Consider the following 15,962-nt stretch of genomic DNA (forward strand, 5'->3'; position numbering starts at 1 on the left):
TTTTGGTTCAGTCAGGTAGCTTAACTACTCCTTTTCCGGCAAAATCAATAGTGGGATATCAATTTGGTTAGCCAGCTTTTGCGTATGGCTGCCTGTTAAAAGCTGAGCAAGAAAACCGTGCTTTCGGTGTACCATTGCCAAAATATCTACCTGGCCGTGCTTACATAGCCAATTAAGCCCTTTGTCGGCCTTTTCACTTTTTATGGACCTATAATAGATATTTGGATAATCGGCTTTGTTGGAGATGTCTCCTAAAAAATTATCCAGCCATTTTTTAAATTGGATTCCTTCATCCTTTTTATCCTGAACGTGAGTAATCAGTAATTCCGCGTTTAGCGGTTTAATCAGGTCAATCAGTTCGTAAATGATTTTAAGATCCTTATCCGGATGGGTAAAATCAGTGGCAAACGCAACTTTTTTTACCGGTGTAAGCGGCGCAGGTGACGGAACCAGCAATAAAGGGCCTGTTGTAGCATTTATCATCCTTTTTGAATGGTTTCCGAGAATAAACTGGCTTATCCCGCTGGTTCCATGGGTACCCATAATGGTAAGCCGTACCTTTTCTTTATCAACTATGTCATTAATAACCGTACTGGCTTCACCTACCTCACTCATACACTTAACAGCGGGTTTGAATATTTGTGACTGCCCTCCTTTCCTGAGCTCTGTTTCTAATTCGGCTAATCCGTCGGCCGCATTTTTCACGAGGTCATCATAATCATACAGCGGCCAGGTAACCAACCCGCCCTCGGGCATCTCGGCCGGCACCATAAACGCATTTAACAGCAGCAAATTAGCCCTTAGCTGGGTCGCTATTCCATATCCATACTCAGCAGCGTGTTTGGCGTTATCCGAAAAATCTGTTGCTATAAGTAAAGTTTTCATGATCATTTTTTTTAATGGTAATTAATTTTCATTTTATATAAAGTTGATAGTTCTTGTTGATTCAAATAATGACTATTGTCAGTTTATGAGATGATTTTCACACCATTTTTAAAGCAACGAAAGCGATTAGCATTGAGTTAATTTAATTCTGGTATTTTTAACCAAAAATTGATGAAAGTCATTTTTATTTCTCAATAATTACTTAAATTTACACAGCAGTTAATGCGAGCCAATTAATAGAGAATTAATTAAACAGATGGGTTATGAATAGCATAAAGTTCAACTTTAGCCACCCGGTAAGTGGCAGAGCCAGGCTGCTGCAGCTTACACCTAAAACAAACAACTGCCGCACATTAGCAATAAACAGTAAAGAAGATAATACTATTGAAATCCCTGTGAATGATTGTCAATGTGGTAAATGGAAGCTGGAGTTGAGTTGGGAGTATGAAGGGCGGGATTTCTCGCACCAGGAAGAATTTGAGGTGGAGAATTGATGCAACCTACAATCACTGTAGCTCTTAATCCATTACTAAAACTGCGGCACCGCTTATTTCACCTTTGCGTAATTTCAGAATCGCCTGGTTTGCCTGTTGCAAAGAAAATATTTTCGTTTGGGTATGAACGGAAATCTCCTTCAGTAAGTTAAAAAAGTCCACACCGTCGGCGCGGGTTAAATTAGCCACCGATTTGACCACCCTCTCCTCCCACAAAATATCATAAGAAAACGCAGGTATTTCACTCATATGGATGCCGCCGCAAATTACTTCGCCGCCCTTATCAACATCATTTAAAGCTTTTGGGATCAAAGCTCCAACTGCTGCAAAAATAATTGCAGCATCAAGCTTTAACGGGGGTATTTCATCGCTTCCGCCTACCCAGCACGCGCCCATTTTTTTTGCAAACAACTGTGCCTGAACATCACCCGGGCGGGTAAAAGCGTAAATATTTTTACCCTGTGCCTTTGCTATTTGGGTAATTATATGCGCCGAAGCACCAAAGCCATAGATCCCAATATTTTTTGCAGCGTTGCTTATCATCCGGTATGACCGGAAACCGATTAAACCCGCGCAAAGCAGCGGTGCAGTTTCGGGTTTCCCGGCGTCAAGCAAAAAGCAAAACCGGCCATTGGCTACTGTATATTCCGCAAAGCCACCGTCAATGGTGTAGCCGGTGAACAAAGCATTATCACACAGGTTTTCTTTGCCAAGCTTACAAAATTTGCAATAACCACAGGTGTACCCCACCCAGGGTACGCCAACAATGTCATTTATTTTAAACCCGGTAACGTTTTTGCCCATACCTGCAACCCTTCCTACTATCTCATGGCCGGGCACAAGCGGCAGCTTAGGCTTATCCAGTTCGCCGTCAATTATATGCAGGTCTGTACGGCAAATGCCGCAAGCTATTACTCTTATAAGCACCTGTTCACTTGAAGGGGATGGCATTGCCACCTGTTCATAAACAAGGGGGCCGCCTTTTTTTTTGAGCACCATGGCGGCCATTAATTTCGGAAGTTCCATCTAAATCTAATAAATACAGGTATAAAAATTCCGCTATTTCATGCTAAGCGGCAAATGGGTATTGTAAAGCGCCATTTCAAGTTTCATGTCCAGGTTATAAACATCCGGATAGCTTATCAAAATACCGTCTTTCATTTCGCCGGTTACATAAGTTATTTTTATTGGCACCGCTTTATTTAACATAAAGTTCTTTACCATGGCTGCGCTTACAGCATTGTGTAGTTCTTTAACTTTATTGGCAGCATCGTCCTGCTTTAACAAAAGACTGGCTAGCTTTTCAGCATTCTCTACTTTAATACCGCCATCTGTAAATGCCCTTTGCTGTTTTTTAAACAACCGTTTATCTGATGAGCCCTGCAGCGTAACGTTTAATTTGTTAGGGAACCAGAAAAATATACTTCCTGCATCATTTTTTTTTCTACCATAATAATTAACAGCATTACTGCCCTGGTATACATTTTCATTTATTGTTTTAGGTAATTTATTTACCAAAATCCTGCGCACCAGCCCTTTAGACGCAGTAGTAAAATCGCCTATATAACTCTTTAAAATTGGAGTAGGCGTTCCCGGTTTCCCGGCAATAATTTTAAACTCATAAGTAGTATCAGGCTGGTGCAGCTTTAATGTGTATGATGGAATATTAATATGCAGGTAGGTATCGCCTTCAACTTCCATCCAGCGAAGCCTTTCCATATTTATGGCAATTTTCCTGATATCGGCCTCGGGTATTTCGTAACAATCGCCCTGGTAAATTCCTTCCAGCAAGTGCATGTGCCGCTGCAGGTCGTTATATTCCTTTGACCGCGGTTGCGCGTCTAAAAAAGCACTCATAAAATCCTTTTGGTGCATAGCATTCGCAAGGGAAACGTCGGCGTTAAAGCCAATTTGTTTTTGGTCGATTCTTGCAGGCGTAAATTCAGGATTAAGCTTTCCAAAATGAAGGTGGTTCATAAAAGTGATCAAAGCATCGGTAAGTAAAATATCATACCGGGCCTTTTCGCTGTTACTCACTTTTTCCGGATTTTCAAGAATAGTATGCAGCTTATCATACAAGATTTCCCGGGGGTGATAATCTTCATGGGCAAGGCCATACTGCAATACGCAATCAAGCAGCAACATCGCCTCCCAGGTTTGTTTGGTGTTTTCTTTCGGGTTTACCCAGTTAGGTGAAAAATCTCTTTGGTTATAAAACCTTTTTACTGAACCGGGGAAATAAAGGGAGGGCTTTAATTTGTTGTTATTAAGCATAACCTTAATATTGGCCGTTACAGAAGTGTCCTCACCAATACGCCCGGTAAGTGCCGCAGCCCTTACCAATGAAATTCCAGGGAATAAAAGCAGCAAAACAACCCCTGAAAATACAAGTGCTTTTTTGCCTGCTTTTAAAGGATGAACGACTTTGGCTGTGGTTTTCATAATTCATTAATTAATTATGTAAAGTTCAAACTTTAAGCCTCCTGAAATAATGATGCACGTCACTTGGTGATTTGATGCTAAACAGGTTTACCAATACTTTCAAGCAAAAAAAGCGCTTATAAATTAGGGCGCTTTTACTTTGAGAGGGTATATTAATTATATAACTATATGGTAACTGGCGTTTTATTTTACATTCATAACATTTTCTACCAGTTCAAAAATTTCCTTTTTTACTGAACGGTACTTGTGCATAAGGTTCGCTACCCTGTTTTCCAGTTGAGCCTGCTTGCCGGCCAGCTCCTCACAATTCTCCGGTATTACATCTTCAGCCATTAGTTCCAACTGTTTAATCTGTTCATCCAGCATTTTGCTCAACTCAGTTTCATCTTTCTCAAGGTAAAACAGGTTTAAACCTGCATGCTTTAGCTGCTGCAAATGCATTTCGTTAAGCAGGCCCACAAAATAGTCTTCCAGCAGGCGGTGTAAAAAAGCAGTTTCGATCCTGAAAAATTCAAGGTCTGATGCCCACTGCCTGCCAATAACATAGTATTGCAGTGAACGGGCAGACATGTTGTTTAAAGTTTCCATATGAGGTGGTTTTTAATTGCTATATATTTAATCGCGCTCGAATAGCCATCTTAGTGGTTTTCCGGCAGCTTTAGGCTTAAGGCCGTGTTGCTTTATGCTCTTTTCAATAATTAAGTTGGTGGCTTCTTCTATGCTGTCAGTAATAAGAAACAAGCGGGTGTCATCACTGCCTATGGTGGCATTTTCTTTCATCAGCTCAATATGCTGCAACAGCTCCTTATGATATTCTTTGCCAAAAATTATAACCGGGAAATTTGCTATTTTATGGGTTTGAATAAGGGTCAGCGCCTCAAAATATTCATCCATGGTGCCAAAGCCCCCCGGCATAACCACAAACCCAAACGAGTATTTAACCAGCAATATTTTGCGTAGAAAAAAGTGTTTTACATATACCCATTTATCAAGGTATTGGTTGGGCTGTTGTTCAACCGGCAATTCAATATTGCAGCCAACCGACCTGCCGTTAACATCTTTGGCCCCACGGTTGGCTGCTTCCATCAACCCCGGGCCGCCCCCTGTCATTATAGTAAATCCAAGTTTGGCAAATGAAGCTGCCGCCTCACGCGTTAGCTTATAATAAGGATGGTCTTCTTTAAAACGCGCGGATCCGAATATGGTGATACAGGGGCCTATAAAATGCAATGCCCTGAATCCCCTGATAAATTCAAGCAAGGTACTGAACGTAAATTTCAGCTCTTTTATCCGCGAATGCGGGCCTTCAAGAAAAACGATTTCAGATTTATCCATTATTGATCTTATACTAGGAAAAAGTACTTTCAACAAAGATGGCCTTCAAGCATAAACCACAAAATGACAAAAGTCATCACCCGCTATGACCTTTGTCATTATCCCAACGTATTAATTATGGAGGTAAAAAGGTGATAAAGGTCACTTTACGTTCTGACAACCATCAGCATTGACCCGGAAGGGTTTACGCACTTTTACACCCGGACGAACAACATTACAACAAGGCTAAAAGCTAAACCAGATGGACGAGAATATACCCTTAAATATTTCAGATTTTTTTGTAGCGGGGATCAACTATAAAAAAACAGATGCCGAAACAAGGGGTCAGTTTGCAATTAATAACGATCAGTATAATATTATCCTTGAAATGGCAGCAGCCAAGAATATTGAAAGCCTTTTCATTCTTTCCACCTGTAACCGCACCGAAATTTATGGCTTTGCTGATAGCGCAGATGATTTGGTTAGCTTATTATGCACCCAAACTACAGGCACACAGCAAGTATTTAACAAGCTCGCTTACATCAAAAATGGCGTCAGTGCGGTTGAGCACTTGTTTAATGTAGGTGCCGGAATCGATTCTCAAATATTGGGCGATTACGAAATCATCGGGCAACTTAAAAAGGCGGTAAAATTTTCAATGGACCGCGGTTTTATCAATTGCTTTATGGAGCGTTTATTTAACTGCGTTTTACAGGCATCAAAAACAATTAAAAATTCTACTGAGTTAAGCAGCGGGTCGGTATCCGTGTCATTTGCGGCCGTTCAATATATAAAACGGGCACTGGTGCCATCTGACACGCACAAGATACTGGTGATAGGAATTGGAAAAATGGGAAGCAGTACCTGCAAAAATATTGTTGATTACCTGAGCGGATCACAGGTGACGCTGATAAACAGAACGGAAGAAAAGGCAGCTGGGTTAGCGGCTGAGCTTGGGATGAATTATGCCCCGGTAGAGGAGTTAACCGATTACATCTCTTCATCAGAAATTATACTAGTGGCTACTAATGCTTCTGCACCTATAGTATTGAAGGAACATCTTGTAAATAAAGGAGACAAACTTATTATTGATCTATCCATCCCCTACAATGTTGAACCGGGATGTGAGGAGTTAACCAACGTTACGCTGGTTAATGTTGACGAGCTTTCAAAAATGAGGGATGATAATTTACAGAAACGCCAGGCAGAAATGCCGAAAGCAAAAGCTATTATTGAAAGCCATATTAGCGTGTTTTTAACATGGCACCAAATGCGGCAAACCGCACCGGCTTTAAAGGCGGTTAAAACAAGGCTCAGTGACATTTATGTTCAGCATTTCGCTGAAACCCAGGTAAACTCCGGTAAATGTTCCCTAAATAATGCGGAAGGTAAAATACAGCGGGTGGTTAATGATATGGCAGGAAAGATGAAGATTAAAAACGAGTGCGGCTGTCATTACCTGGAAGCCATAAACGAATTTATTTTAGCTGTAGCCAATTAATCAACAAATACTTTGTGCCACTTTTGCTGTAGGTATTTATCCATTATTTTGTAAAAACGCCTTTTAATAGTTTCGGCCGCAAGCAGGTAGGCCGCAATAACCAACAGCATCCACCCGTAATAAGCTGTGGGGATCCTCACAAAACCAAACCATGCAGCCATTGGCGTAAGCGGTAATATCACCACCGAAACTAATATTATTACTGTAGCAATTGCCAGGTATTTACCGGGCAGACTTTTTAAGAAAGGCAGGCGCGTACGCACAACAAGCACAATTAAAGTTGCCGAGATCACAGATTCGATAAACCAGCCTGTTTGAAAAACTTTTTCGGTTGAATGCATCACCAGCAACAGGATGCCAAAAGTAAGGTAATCGAATACGGAACTTAACAAACCAAAAGTTATCATAAAGCGGCGGATAAACCCAAGGTCCCACCGCTGCGGCGATTGAATATTGATGGCATCAACCCTGTCTGTTGCAATAGCCATTTCAGGAAAATCTGTCAACAGGTTGGTTAACAGGATCTGTTTGGGCAGCAAGGGAAGAAATGGCAAAAACAGCGAAGCGCCAGCCATACTGAACATATTGCCAAAATTAGCGCTAGTTGCCATAAATATATATTTCATGGTATTGGTAAAAGTTTTACGGCCTTCAATAATTCCATCATACAGCACATCAAGCCCCCGGTTTAATAAAACAATATCTGCAGCCTCTTTTGCTACATCCACGGCTGTATCAACCGAGATGCCTACATCAGCGGTGTGTAAAGCGGGTGCATCATTAATGCCGTCGCCCATAAAACCTACCACATTGCCAGCCTTTTTAAGGATATTTATAATGCGTTCTTTCTGATTTGGCTCAACCTCGGCAAAAATATCGGTGGTTAACGCCTTATGCATTAAAGCGGCACTGCTCATTACCTGCATTTTAGCCCCGGTAAGGATCTTCGGCGATTTTACACCAATCTGCAGCGCGAGACTTTTTGCCACCAAAGCATTATCGCCGGTAATAATTTTAAGTGCCACCCCAAGGCCACGCAGTTTATCAATAATTACCTTTACATCGGCCTTGGGTGGGTCAAAAAACGTCACAAAACCCAAAAAGATCATTTCCTTTTCGTCGTCCCTCATAAACTGCTTGCCGGTCCCGGCAGCTTTATAAGCTATACCTAACGTGCGGAGCCCCGCGTTGCTTAGTAGTTCATACTGCTTAAGTATCCCGGCTTTTTTCCCGTCCAGGCTCACTACCTTTCCGTCTGCCAGCTCAACGCGGGTGCAAATAGCAAGTACATTAGTCAATGCACCCTTGGTTATAGCAACATCGCCGGATCCGTCACTTATCTGCACGGTTAATCTTTTCCTGATAAAATCATAAGGGATTTCAAACTTCAGCGTTTGCTTGCCGGTATCGCTGTGCTGAACAGCACAAATGGCCTCATCAATGGGGTTATGAAATCCCTGCTGCATAGATGCATTTAGCCAGGCATATTCCAACACCTTTTTACTTTCATTGCCATCAATGTCCAGCGCACCTTTAAGCTTCACTTTACCTTCGGTTATGGTGCCGGTTTTGTCAGAGCAGAGGATATTCATGCTGCCGATATTTTCTATAGACGAAAGGCGCTTTACAATTACCTGCTTTTGGGCCATTCGGCGTGCGCCGGTTGAAAGATTTACACTGATAATTGCCGGCAATAGCTGCGGGGTTAACCCAACCGCCAGGGCAAGGGAAAATAAAAAAGAATCTAAAACGGGCTTATGCAGCAAAACATTTATGGCAAATATGATGATTACCAATAGCAGGGTAATCTCCATGAGCATATAGCCAAAACGGCGTACCCCTCTTTCAAAATCTGTTTCAGGAGCCCTTAATTGCAAGCTGGCTGATATTTGTCCAAACGCTGTGTTTTTCCCCGTATTTACCACCAGGATTTTTGTTGTGCCGCTTACCACATGCGACCCCATAAAAAGCGAATTGGTTCTTTTTGAGAGCGGCAGATCTGCAGGCAGCACAGCCGCGCTTTTTTCAACCGGGTAAGTTTCGCCTGTAAATGCGGCTTCATCTATATACAACGCCACCGATTCGATGATCAGGCTGTCGCCTGGTATAATATCGCCGGCAGTTAAAAATACAATATCGCCCGGCACTACGTTGTCAACCGGGATTTCAGCCTTTTTGCCATCGCGCAAAACAGTACAGTGCAGCTGAACCATTTTTAAAAGTCCACTTACGGCATTGGCCGCGCCTCGTTCTTGTAAAAAGCTGAGGATGCTGCTAACGAGAACAATGGTTAAAATTATAGCCGTGTCGGGGATATCGCCCAAACCCGCAGATAATAATGAGGCTATTATTAGCAACAAGGTGACCGGGCTTTTAAACTGAAATAAGAATAAAAGCAAAGCCGATTTATTCTTATTGTCTTTTAATATATTGTGCCCGTAAGTTTTAAGCCGCAACGCAGCATTACTGCTGCTAAGGCCATTACCCGTACACGAAAGCTTAGCTAAAACCTCGTTAACGCTAAAATTCCAGAAAGAAGCCAGTGACTGATTATTTTGACCCAATTTTATGCTTAACTTAAATTACAAAAACAAAATTTGGTTAACAGGGGAAGATCAGTAGCGGAACAGTAATGTTTTCAGGCAGCGTTACTGGTATGTAAATGCCAAGGATCTCTTCCAGGTGAAACCTGTGATTAACCAGCACTAACAGATCAGCATGTAACCCGTTTATCATCACGTCAACCGCTTTGTTGATATCCCTTTCTTTAATATTACTAAAAAACATTTGATCGTAATTACAATTCAGACTTACAGTTTCAGCAAAAAAGTGTTCGGAATAATGCTGTTCCATATCAGGCATTCCGTTTGCCGAAAGATGGGCAACCTGCAACCTGGCATTAGTGGTTTTAGCTAAACTGACCAAATATTTTATAATAAGCAACCGGCAATAACGCAGGTCATTAATATAAACAATGCGTTCAAAGTCTTTGGCCACAAAGCTTTCCGGGACCAGCATTAAAGGGCATCGTACCCTGTTCAATACAGCCTGGGCATTTAGAGAGTACCCGGATTGGTTTGCTCCCGGATTGTTCCTGATGCCTTTAACCATTAGCCAGATATCATTCTTAATAATAAGCTCCGCCAGGTTTGTTTCGCTAAAAAGGGAAGCATCTATAACAGTAATAACCGGTTTATAATCATCTTCTGATCCATTAATGGACTCCAATTGCGTAACCAGGTTTACTTCGGGTTCGTCCGGAACAATTGTACTGCTGCCCGCCATTTGCAGGCCGCCTTTAACCTGCGTTTTTTCGTTAACTTTAACTGTGTTTGCTATTATGATGTCGGCAGCTACTTTTCTGCCGATATTCAATGCCATTTTAGCTGCATTTGCGGCTTCGGCTGAATAGTCGTTAATAACAAGGATTGTTTTCATAGTGTAGTTAAAAGCGTTGGTAATTACCTCAAAGCTTGGCATATTTTTTAACCTAAAAAATGACATTAATCACCTAAAGACCTGATATTTACACAAAATGGAACGATTTACTATGTTGATGTGATGCATCTATCCATTTCATTGCCGTATGTTTTAGTTATCCTAATATCAGTTTATGTTTTTGGCGATAGTTAGGTTAACTTTGCCCGATGCCTCCTGAAGTAACACCCGTAGAAAAAGAAAACCTGCACCCGCGCAACCTGCACCGGGAACGATATAACTTTAAACAGCTTTATAAAAGCAGCCCTTCGCTAAAGGCATTTGTTTTGCTGAATCAACACGGCGACGAGTCGATTGACTTTACCAATCCTGAAGCAGTTAAGGCCCTGAACAATGCTTTGCTAAAACACTTTTATGGGATAGAGGGATGGAATATACCGGCAGGGTATCTCTGCCCGCCGATACCCGGCCGGGCGGATTATATCCATTACCTTGCCGATTTGCTGGCCGAAACCAATAATGGTGTTGTTCCTAAAGGCAGCCAGGTAAAAATTCTGGATATTGGAACGGGTGCCAATTGCGTTTACCCGTTAATTGGCGCCAGTGTATATGACTGGCAATTTGTTGGGTCCGAGGTTGATCTTATTGCCTTAGCTTCTGCAAAAAACATCGTGGCGTTAAATAAGCAGCTGAAAGATAAAATAGAAATTCGCCGTCAAACAAGCAAAACAAACATTTTTAATAGCATTATTAAGCCTGGCGAACTGTTTGATGCAAGTATCTGCAACCCGCCTTTCCATTCATCTGCTTTGGAGGCAAAGTCGGCCACCGACACCAAGTGGAAAAAGCTCGGCATTAACCCCAAACAAAATAATGCCCTCAATTTTGGCGGACAAAAAACAGAGCTGTGGTATCCTGGTGGCGAAGCTGCATTTATTACCCGGATGATTGAAGAAAGTGCATTGATACCGCAGAGCTGTAAATGGTTTACAACTTTGGTTTCAAAAAAGGAAACGCTGCCTTTAGTTTACAGAATATTGAAAAAGATTAACGCGCTTGATGTTAAAACCATCAGTATGTCGCAGGGACAAAAGGTTAGCAGGATAGTGGCTTGGACGTTTTTAGCATGATAAAAGATGAACGGCTGCTGAAAAAAGCAAAGCCCCTTTGCTGAATCCGCGGGACTTTACCTCTAAGTTTGTTACGCCCCCGTTGCTGTAGCGGGACTGATCATTGTTTTTACTTCGAACACGTTGGTAACCGGAAAGCCACCAAGATTGGCGTGTTCGCGAATTACTTCTTCGCTGTCGGCCATGTGCACGCAAAAAATTTTATCGTCAGTAACGTATGATTCAATCCACTGGTACGGTTTCCCGAGTGAGTCAACAACTGAACAGGAGGTTTGAGAAATGGCTTGCAGATCTTCGGCAGATAGCTTTCCGGCTCCCGGAAGGTTTCTTTCAATAACGAACTTTTTCATAATAATATTTAAGTGAATAATTAATTTAACACCCGTTAAGCGGCATTTACCTTTATTAACTAAGGCAGCAGCTTTTAAACATTACAAGCAAATAGTCAGGGAGCAATCGGCTTCACTAATATATTAATTATTTGAATGTTTTTAACAATTATTCAACCTTTAAAATTTCTACCCCTCTTTGGCTAAAAAGCACATTTTCAAACCCTTCGTAGTCAGTAATTATGGTGTTTATTACATTTATCTCAGCAAATTTAAGGTAGGTTTCCTTACCTATTTTGCCCGCATCGCACAGCAGATAAGTATGCCTGCTGTTTTTAGCAATAGCCAGTGTAATTGATGCTTCATTTTCGCTTTGGGCAAACAGTCCTTTTGCCGAAATTCCATCAACCCCTAAAAATGCTTTTGTTGCCCGGTACCTGTTAATGTGCTCTTCGGCAATTTTGCCGTGAACCGCCTGTCGCGCCGGGTCAACCTCGCCGCCAATTAAGTTTATCGAAACCTGGCTATTTATCAGTTCATAAACCACCGGTAACGAATTGGTAATTACTTTGATATTTTTATTTTTTATGAACTGGCATAACCGGTATACGGTACTGCCGCAGTCCATAAAAATTATATCGCCATCATTTATTTCATTCGCTGCACGGCGGCAAATCTCATCTTTAGCTTTCACATTAACCGCGGCCTTATTCTCGAATGCCTTTGCGCCCATCAATGGGTCTACACGGGTGGCGCCGCCATGGGTTCTATAAAGCATGCCATCAGCTGCCATCCGGTTCAGGTCGCGCCTGATGGTAATCTCCGAAGTTTGCAATTCATCGGCAAATTGGTGTATATCAGCCTCTCCAGATTGTGCCAGTATTTGCAGTATTTTTTGCTTTCTTTTTTGAAATATCATTAACTATGCTGTTATTTGATCAAAAATAATCAAAAAAGATCAAAAATGAGCAATGTGAAGATACTGGATACCGAAATTCTTTCAGACAATTGGTACATCCTTAAAAAAGTAACTTTTGAAATAGAACACAAGGGCATCACCCATAAACAAAACAGGGAGGCATACGACAGAGGAAACGGCGCCACTATTCTTTTATACAACAAGCACGCCGGCAATGTTGTGCTTACACGGCAATTCCGGATGCCTACCTACATCAACGGCAACACCAGTGGTTACCTGGTTGAAGCTTGTGCAGGCTTGCTTGACGCCGATAATCCGGAAGACTGCATCAGGCGGGAAACCGAAGAAGAAACAGGTTTTAAAGTAACGCACATTGAAAAGATCTTCGAAGCTTATATGTCGCCCGGCTCTGTAACCGAGATTCTGCATTTTTTTGTTGCTGAATACAATAACGAAATGAAGGTAACCGATGGCGGTGGACTGATTGACGAACAGGAAAATATTGAAGTGCTTGAAATACCTTTTAACAGCGCATTGGCAATGATACAAACCGGTGAAATTAAAGATGCTAAAACCATAATGCTACTGCAATATGCCGCGTTAAATAACTTAATGAATTTATAAACCTTTTTTACAGGTAGCCCGGTGTTACCTATTGTTAGCCTTTTGCATGGCTAGAGATACCCAAAACTGGACACTGCATGCGACACAACTAATGCTATTGTAAATTCATCAAGGTTAAAATGTAAAATGCAACTTTGTCATCTTGTTTTAAATTGGGCGTTAAAAAAAGTAGATTTAGCATCTTTATCAATTATATTTAATTATCAGATACAATGCGCCAGCTATTACGCAAAATGAAAATAACAATATTATTAGTCATAACATTATTCCCATTTGTCGCTTTGGCACAATCACCATTTACTATAAAAGGGGTGGGCCCGGGTCTTAAAGATGGTGATAAGATCTGGCTTATCTATAAAATTGACAGCAAAACAAAAGGTGATTCAACTATTGTCAGGAACCACACATTTACGTTTCAGGGAAAAATTAACGGCAGAGAGTATGGTTATGTTTGCCGTAATGATGACCCGATGACGGCAGCGGAGTTGCATGACGTTTTTAACTTTTATATAGAGCCCGGTAATATTTTGATTACTTCGCCCGATTCGCTTCTTAATTCCAGTATTTCAGGCACACCAACAAACAACGATCTTACAACGTTAAACAAGGCGCTAAACCCTTTACAAAGCAGGTTTATAAAACTCAATAAAGATTTTGAAGCTTTAACGCCGGCGCAGCAAGAGGATATTAATACGGTGGCCACGTTAAGGGCTAATTTTAAAACGGTATTTGCTGAAATGGAGCCTGTGCAGTTTGCATTTGTTAAAAATCACCCTGATTCATACATTAGCCTGGTAACGCTTGACCTGATGAAAAAACGCAATGCAAATCTTATTCCGCAAATTGAGAGCGCCTATAAAGAATTAACGCCAGTCATAAGAGAAACGCCGTTTGGTAAAGCCCTATGGCTTAATATAGCGGCCTCTATGAAATCAGACATTGGCATTATGGCAACAGATTTTACGCAGCCCGACATAAACGGCAGGCCGGTTAATCTTTCTGATTTCAGGGGTAAGTATGTATTGATAGATTTTTGGGCGTCATGGTGCGCACCCTGCCGGGCTGAAAATCCGTTTGTTTTAGCTGCTTATAACAAATATAAGGATAAGGGATTTACTGTATTAGGAGTTTCATGGGACGACCAGAGTACAAGAAAAGCCTGGCTTAAAGCAATAAAAGACGATGGCCTTACCTGGACCCAGGTATCAGATCTTAACGGCAGCAAAAATGCTGCGTCAAAGCTTTATGGCATAACCCTTATTCCTTCAAACATATTGATTGATCCATCGGGAAAAATTGTGGCGAGAAACATTAAAGACAAAGTTCTGGACAGTACATTAGATGGCTTGCTGAGTTCGGGATCTAAGCGGTAAGATCTATTTTAAAAGAAAACACCTAACTTAGTGAACCAATTTTTTCCACAAAACCTAATGTCAATTTATGAAAAAAGGCTTAGCATACACGCTCATCTGCCTGTTATTTACCTTAAACGCATTTGCTCAAAAGAAAACCGTTGTACATAAACCCATACCTGGTAGTTCAATCGCCCCGGTAGGTGTTGTTAAGAATATCACAGATTCTGCTTTGCTTGACATTATCCAGCGGCAAACGTTCAGGTATTTCTGGCATTTTGCACACCCCGTTAGCGGCCTGGCCCGGGAACGGGATAATACTGTAAAAGGAGAATATTATTGGGATTACATTAATGAAGCCGACGATGAACCGAACCTGAGTAAATCAACTTTCGGCTCCGAAGCCTGTGCTATTGGCGGTACCGGCATGGGAATCCTATCAACCATAGTTGCGGTAAATCGTGGCTGGATAGGCCGGGATACGGCTTTAAACCGCCTGATAAAAATTGTTGATTTTTTAATTAAAGCCGATTGTTACCATGGTATTTACCCGCATTTTATGAATGGGGCAACCGGCAAAACAATCCCATTTGGCAGGCTGGATGACGGCGCTGATATTGTTGAAACATCATACCTGATGATGGGCATGCTTACGGCAAAGGCCTATTTTAAAGGCAATAGCCTACCCGAACGGTACTTTCAAAAGCGTGTACAGCAAATGTGGGATGCCGCCGACTGGAACTGGCACAGCAACAATGGCAATAAAAGCCTGTATTGGCATTGGAGCCCTGATAACGATTTTGATATGAATTTCCCGGTATTTGGTTACGACGAAGCGCTGATCACTTATATTATCGCCGCCTCGTCGCCGGTGCACCCCATTTCAAAAGAACTTTATGAAAACAGCTGGGTGAAAAGCGCCAGCTGGAAAAACGGTAAATCCTATTTCGGATACAAACTCCCGCTTGGCAATTTTGACATGGGCGGTCCGCTATTTTTTGAGCAATATACCTACATGGGGATTGACCCGAACGGGCTGACAGATGATAACGGCGTAGACTATGCGGAACAAACAAAAAGCCACACGCTAATTAACAGGGCCTATTGTGTTGCAAATCCAAAGCACTATAAGGGCTATGGCGAAAACAGCTGGGGGCTTACCGCAGGCGATAGCTTTAAAGGCTATGTGGCACATTGCCCCGAGGATGATCGTGGTGTGATCCAGCCCACTGCTGCACTATCATCGTTTCCATATACACCGCAATATTCTATGCAGGCGCTCAGGCATTTTTATTATGATTTGGGCGATAAGATTTGGGGCCCTTACGGTTTTGCCGACGGTTTCAGTGAAACCCATAACTGGTATGCTAAAACCCACCTGGCTATTGACCAGGGGCCAATAGTAGTGATGATTGAAAATTACCGCACCGGGCTGATCTGGAAACTATTTATGAACAACCCCGATATTCAAAAAGGATTGAAGCGATTGGGATTTAAGAGTAAATGGATAAAGGAATAGTTTAATGCATATTGA

General features: G+C 41.8%; 15 protein-coding genes. 6 read left to right on the plus strand and 9 right to left on the minus strand.

What is annotated here, in order from left to right; all coding sequences use genetic code 11:
• Window positions 1–24: 24 nt before the first annotated feature.
• A complete protein-coding gene (locus MuYL_RS00305) occupies window positions 25–885 on the minus strand; it encodes a universal stress protein (protein ID WP_170309708.1) in 861 nt (286 codons plus the stop codon).
• A 263-nt stretch (window positions 886–1,148) separates the two neighbouring features.
• On the opposite strand from MuYL_RS00305, the gene MuYL_RS00310 reads away from it, so the two are divergent.
• The gene (locus tag MuYL_RS00310) at window positions 1,149–1,379 is read left to right on the plus strand and encodes a hypothetical protein (protein WP_094568625.1); all 231 of its coding nucleotides are present in this window, start codon (window positions 1,149–1,151) and stop codon (window positions 1,377–1,379) included.
• 24 nt (window positions 1,380–1,403) lie between these two features.
• Here the strand turns inward: MuYL_RS00310 and MuYL_RS00315 are convergent, their stop codons facing one another.
• From MuYL_RS00315 to MuYL_RS00330, 4 genes are all read right to left on the minus strand, one after another.
• Window positions 1,404–2,405 carry a zinc-dependent alcohol dehydrogenase family protein gene (locus MuYL_RS00315; RefSeq protein ID WP_211710209.1) on the minus strand — a complete coding sequence of 334 codons (1,002 nt, stop codon included), beginning with the start codon at window positions 2,403–2,405 and terminating at the stop codon, window positions 1,404–1,406.
• A gap of 33 nt (window positions 2,406–2,438) precedes the next feature.
• The gene (locus tag MuYL_RS00320) at window positions 2,439–3,821 is read right to left on the minus strand and encodes a L,D-transpeptidase scaffold domain-containing protein (RefSeq protein WP_094568626.1); all 1,383 of its coding nucleotides are present in this window, start codon (window positions 3,819–3,821) and stop codon (window positions 2,439–2,441) included.
• 183 nt (window positions 3,822–4,004) lie between these two features.
• The gene (locus MuYL_RS00325) at window positions 4,005–4,409 is read right to left on the minus strand and encodes a hypothetical protein (RefSeq protein WP_094568627.1); all 405 of its coding nucleotides are present in this window, start codon (window positions 4,407–4,409) and stop codon (window positions 4,005–4,007) included.
• 27 nt (window positions 4,410–4,436) lie between these two features.
• Window positions 4,437–5,156, minus strand: coding sequence for an LOG family protein (locus MuYL_RS00330; RefSeq protein ID WP_094568628.1), 720 nt, complete (start codon window positions 5,154–5,156; stop codon window positions 4,437–4,439).
• Window positions 5,157–5,397: 241 nt separating this feature from the next.
• Between MuYL_RS00330 and hemA the strand changes: the two genes are divergently transcribed.
• The gene (hemA, locus tag MuYL_RS00335) at window positions 5,398–6,636 is read left to right on the plus strand and encodes a glutamyl-tRNA reductase (RefSeq protein WP_094568629.1); all 1,239 of its coding nucleotides are present in this window, start codon (window positions 5,398–5,400) and stop codon (window positions 6,634–6,636) included.
• Here hemA and mgtA read toward each other — a convergent pair.
• Together mgtA and MuYL_RS00345 are read right to left on the minus strand one after the other, a co-directional pair.
• Window positions 6,633–9,200 (minus strand): magnesium-translocating P-type ATPase, encoded by a 2,568-nt coding sequence (gene mgtA / locus MuYL_RS00340; RefSeq protein WP_170309709.1) that lies wholly within the window; start codon window positions 9,198–9,200, stop codon window positions 6,633–6,635. The genes hemA and mgtA overlap by 4 nt on opposite strands.
• A gap of 37 nt (window positions 9,201–9,237) precedes the next feature.
• Window positions 9,238–10,074: a universal stress protein gene (locus MuYL_RS00345; protein ID WP_157740515.1), complete on the minus strand. Its 837-nt coding sequence runs from the start codon at window positions 10,072–10,074 to the stop codon at window positions 9,238–9,240.
• Between the two features lie 209 nt (window positions 10,075–10,283).
• On the opposite strand from MuYL_RS00345, the gene rlmF reads away from it, so the two are divergent.
• Complete coding sequence (rlmF, locus tag MuYL_RS00350; protein WP_094568631.1) at window positions 10,284–11,204, plus strand: 23S rRNA (adenine(1618)-N(6))-methyltransferase RlmF; 921 nt, start codon at window positions 10,284–10,286, stop codon at window positions 11,202–11,204.
• Window positions 11,205–11,275: 71 nt separating this feature from the next.
• Here the strand turns inward: rlmF and MuYL_RS00355 are convergent, their stop codons facing one another.
• Together MuYL_RS00355 and MuYL_RS00360 are read right to left on the minus strand one after the other, a co-directional pair.
• Window positions 11,276–11,554 (minus strand): DUF4242 domain-containing protein, encoded by a 279-nt coding sequence (locus MuYL_RS00355; protein WP_094568632.1) that lies wholly within the window; start codon window positions 11,552–11,554, stop codon window positions 11,276–11,278.
• Window positions 11,555–11,702: 148 nt separating this feature from the next.
• Window positions 11,703–12,452 (minus strand): DeoR/GlpR family DNA-binding transcription regulator, encoded by a 750-nt coding sequence (locus MuYL_RS00360; RefSeq protein ID WP_094568633.1) that lies wholly within the window; start codon window positions 12,450–12,452, stop codon window positions 11,703–11,705.
• A gap of 45 nt (window positions 12,453–12,497) precedes the next feature.
• Between MuYL_RS00360 and nudK the strand changes: the two genes are divergently transcribed.
• From nudK to MuYL_RS00375, 3 genes are all read left to right on the plus strand, one after another.
• Complete coding sequence (nudK, locus tag MuYL_RS00365) at window positions 12,498–13,076, plus strand: GDP-mannose pyrophosphatase NudK (RefSeq protein ID WP_094568634.1); 579 nt, start codon at window positions 12,498–12,500, stop codon at window positions 13,074–13,076.
• A 233-nt stretch (window positions 13,077–13,309) separates the two neighbouring features.
• On the plus strand, window positions 13,310–14,449 hold the full coding sequence (locus MuYL_RS00370; RefSeq protein WP_170309710.1) for a TlpA disulfide reductase family protein: 1,140 nt from the start codon (window positions 13,310–13,312) through the stop codon (window positions 14,447–14,449).
• A 67-nt stretch (window positions 14,450–14,516) separates the two neighbouring features.
• Window positions 14,517–15,947: a glucoamylase family protein gene (locus MuYL_RS00375; RefSeq protein ID WP_094568636.1), complete on the plus strand. Its 1,431-nt coding sequence runs from the start codon at window positions 14,517–14,519 to the stop codon at window positions 15,945–15,947.
• The last annotated feature ends 15 nt before the right edge of the window (window positions 15,948–15,962 follow it).

Origin of the sequence: Mucilaginibacter xinganensis (assembly GCF_002257585.1) — a bacterium.
In the GTDB taxonomy this organism is placed as follows: Bacteria; Bacteroidota; Bacteroidia; order Sphingobacteriales; family Sphingobacteriaceae; genus Mucilaginibacter; species Mucilaginibacter xinganensis.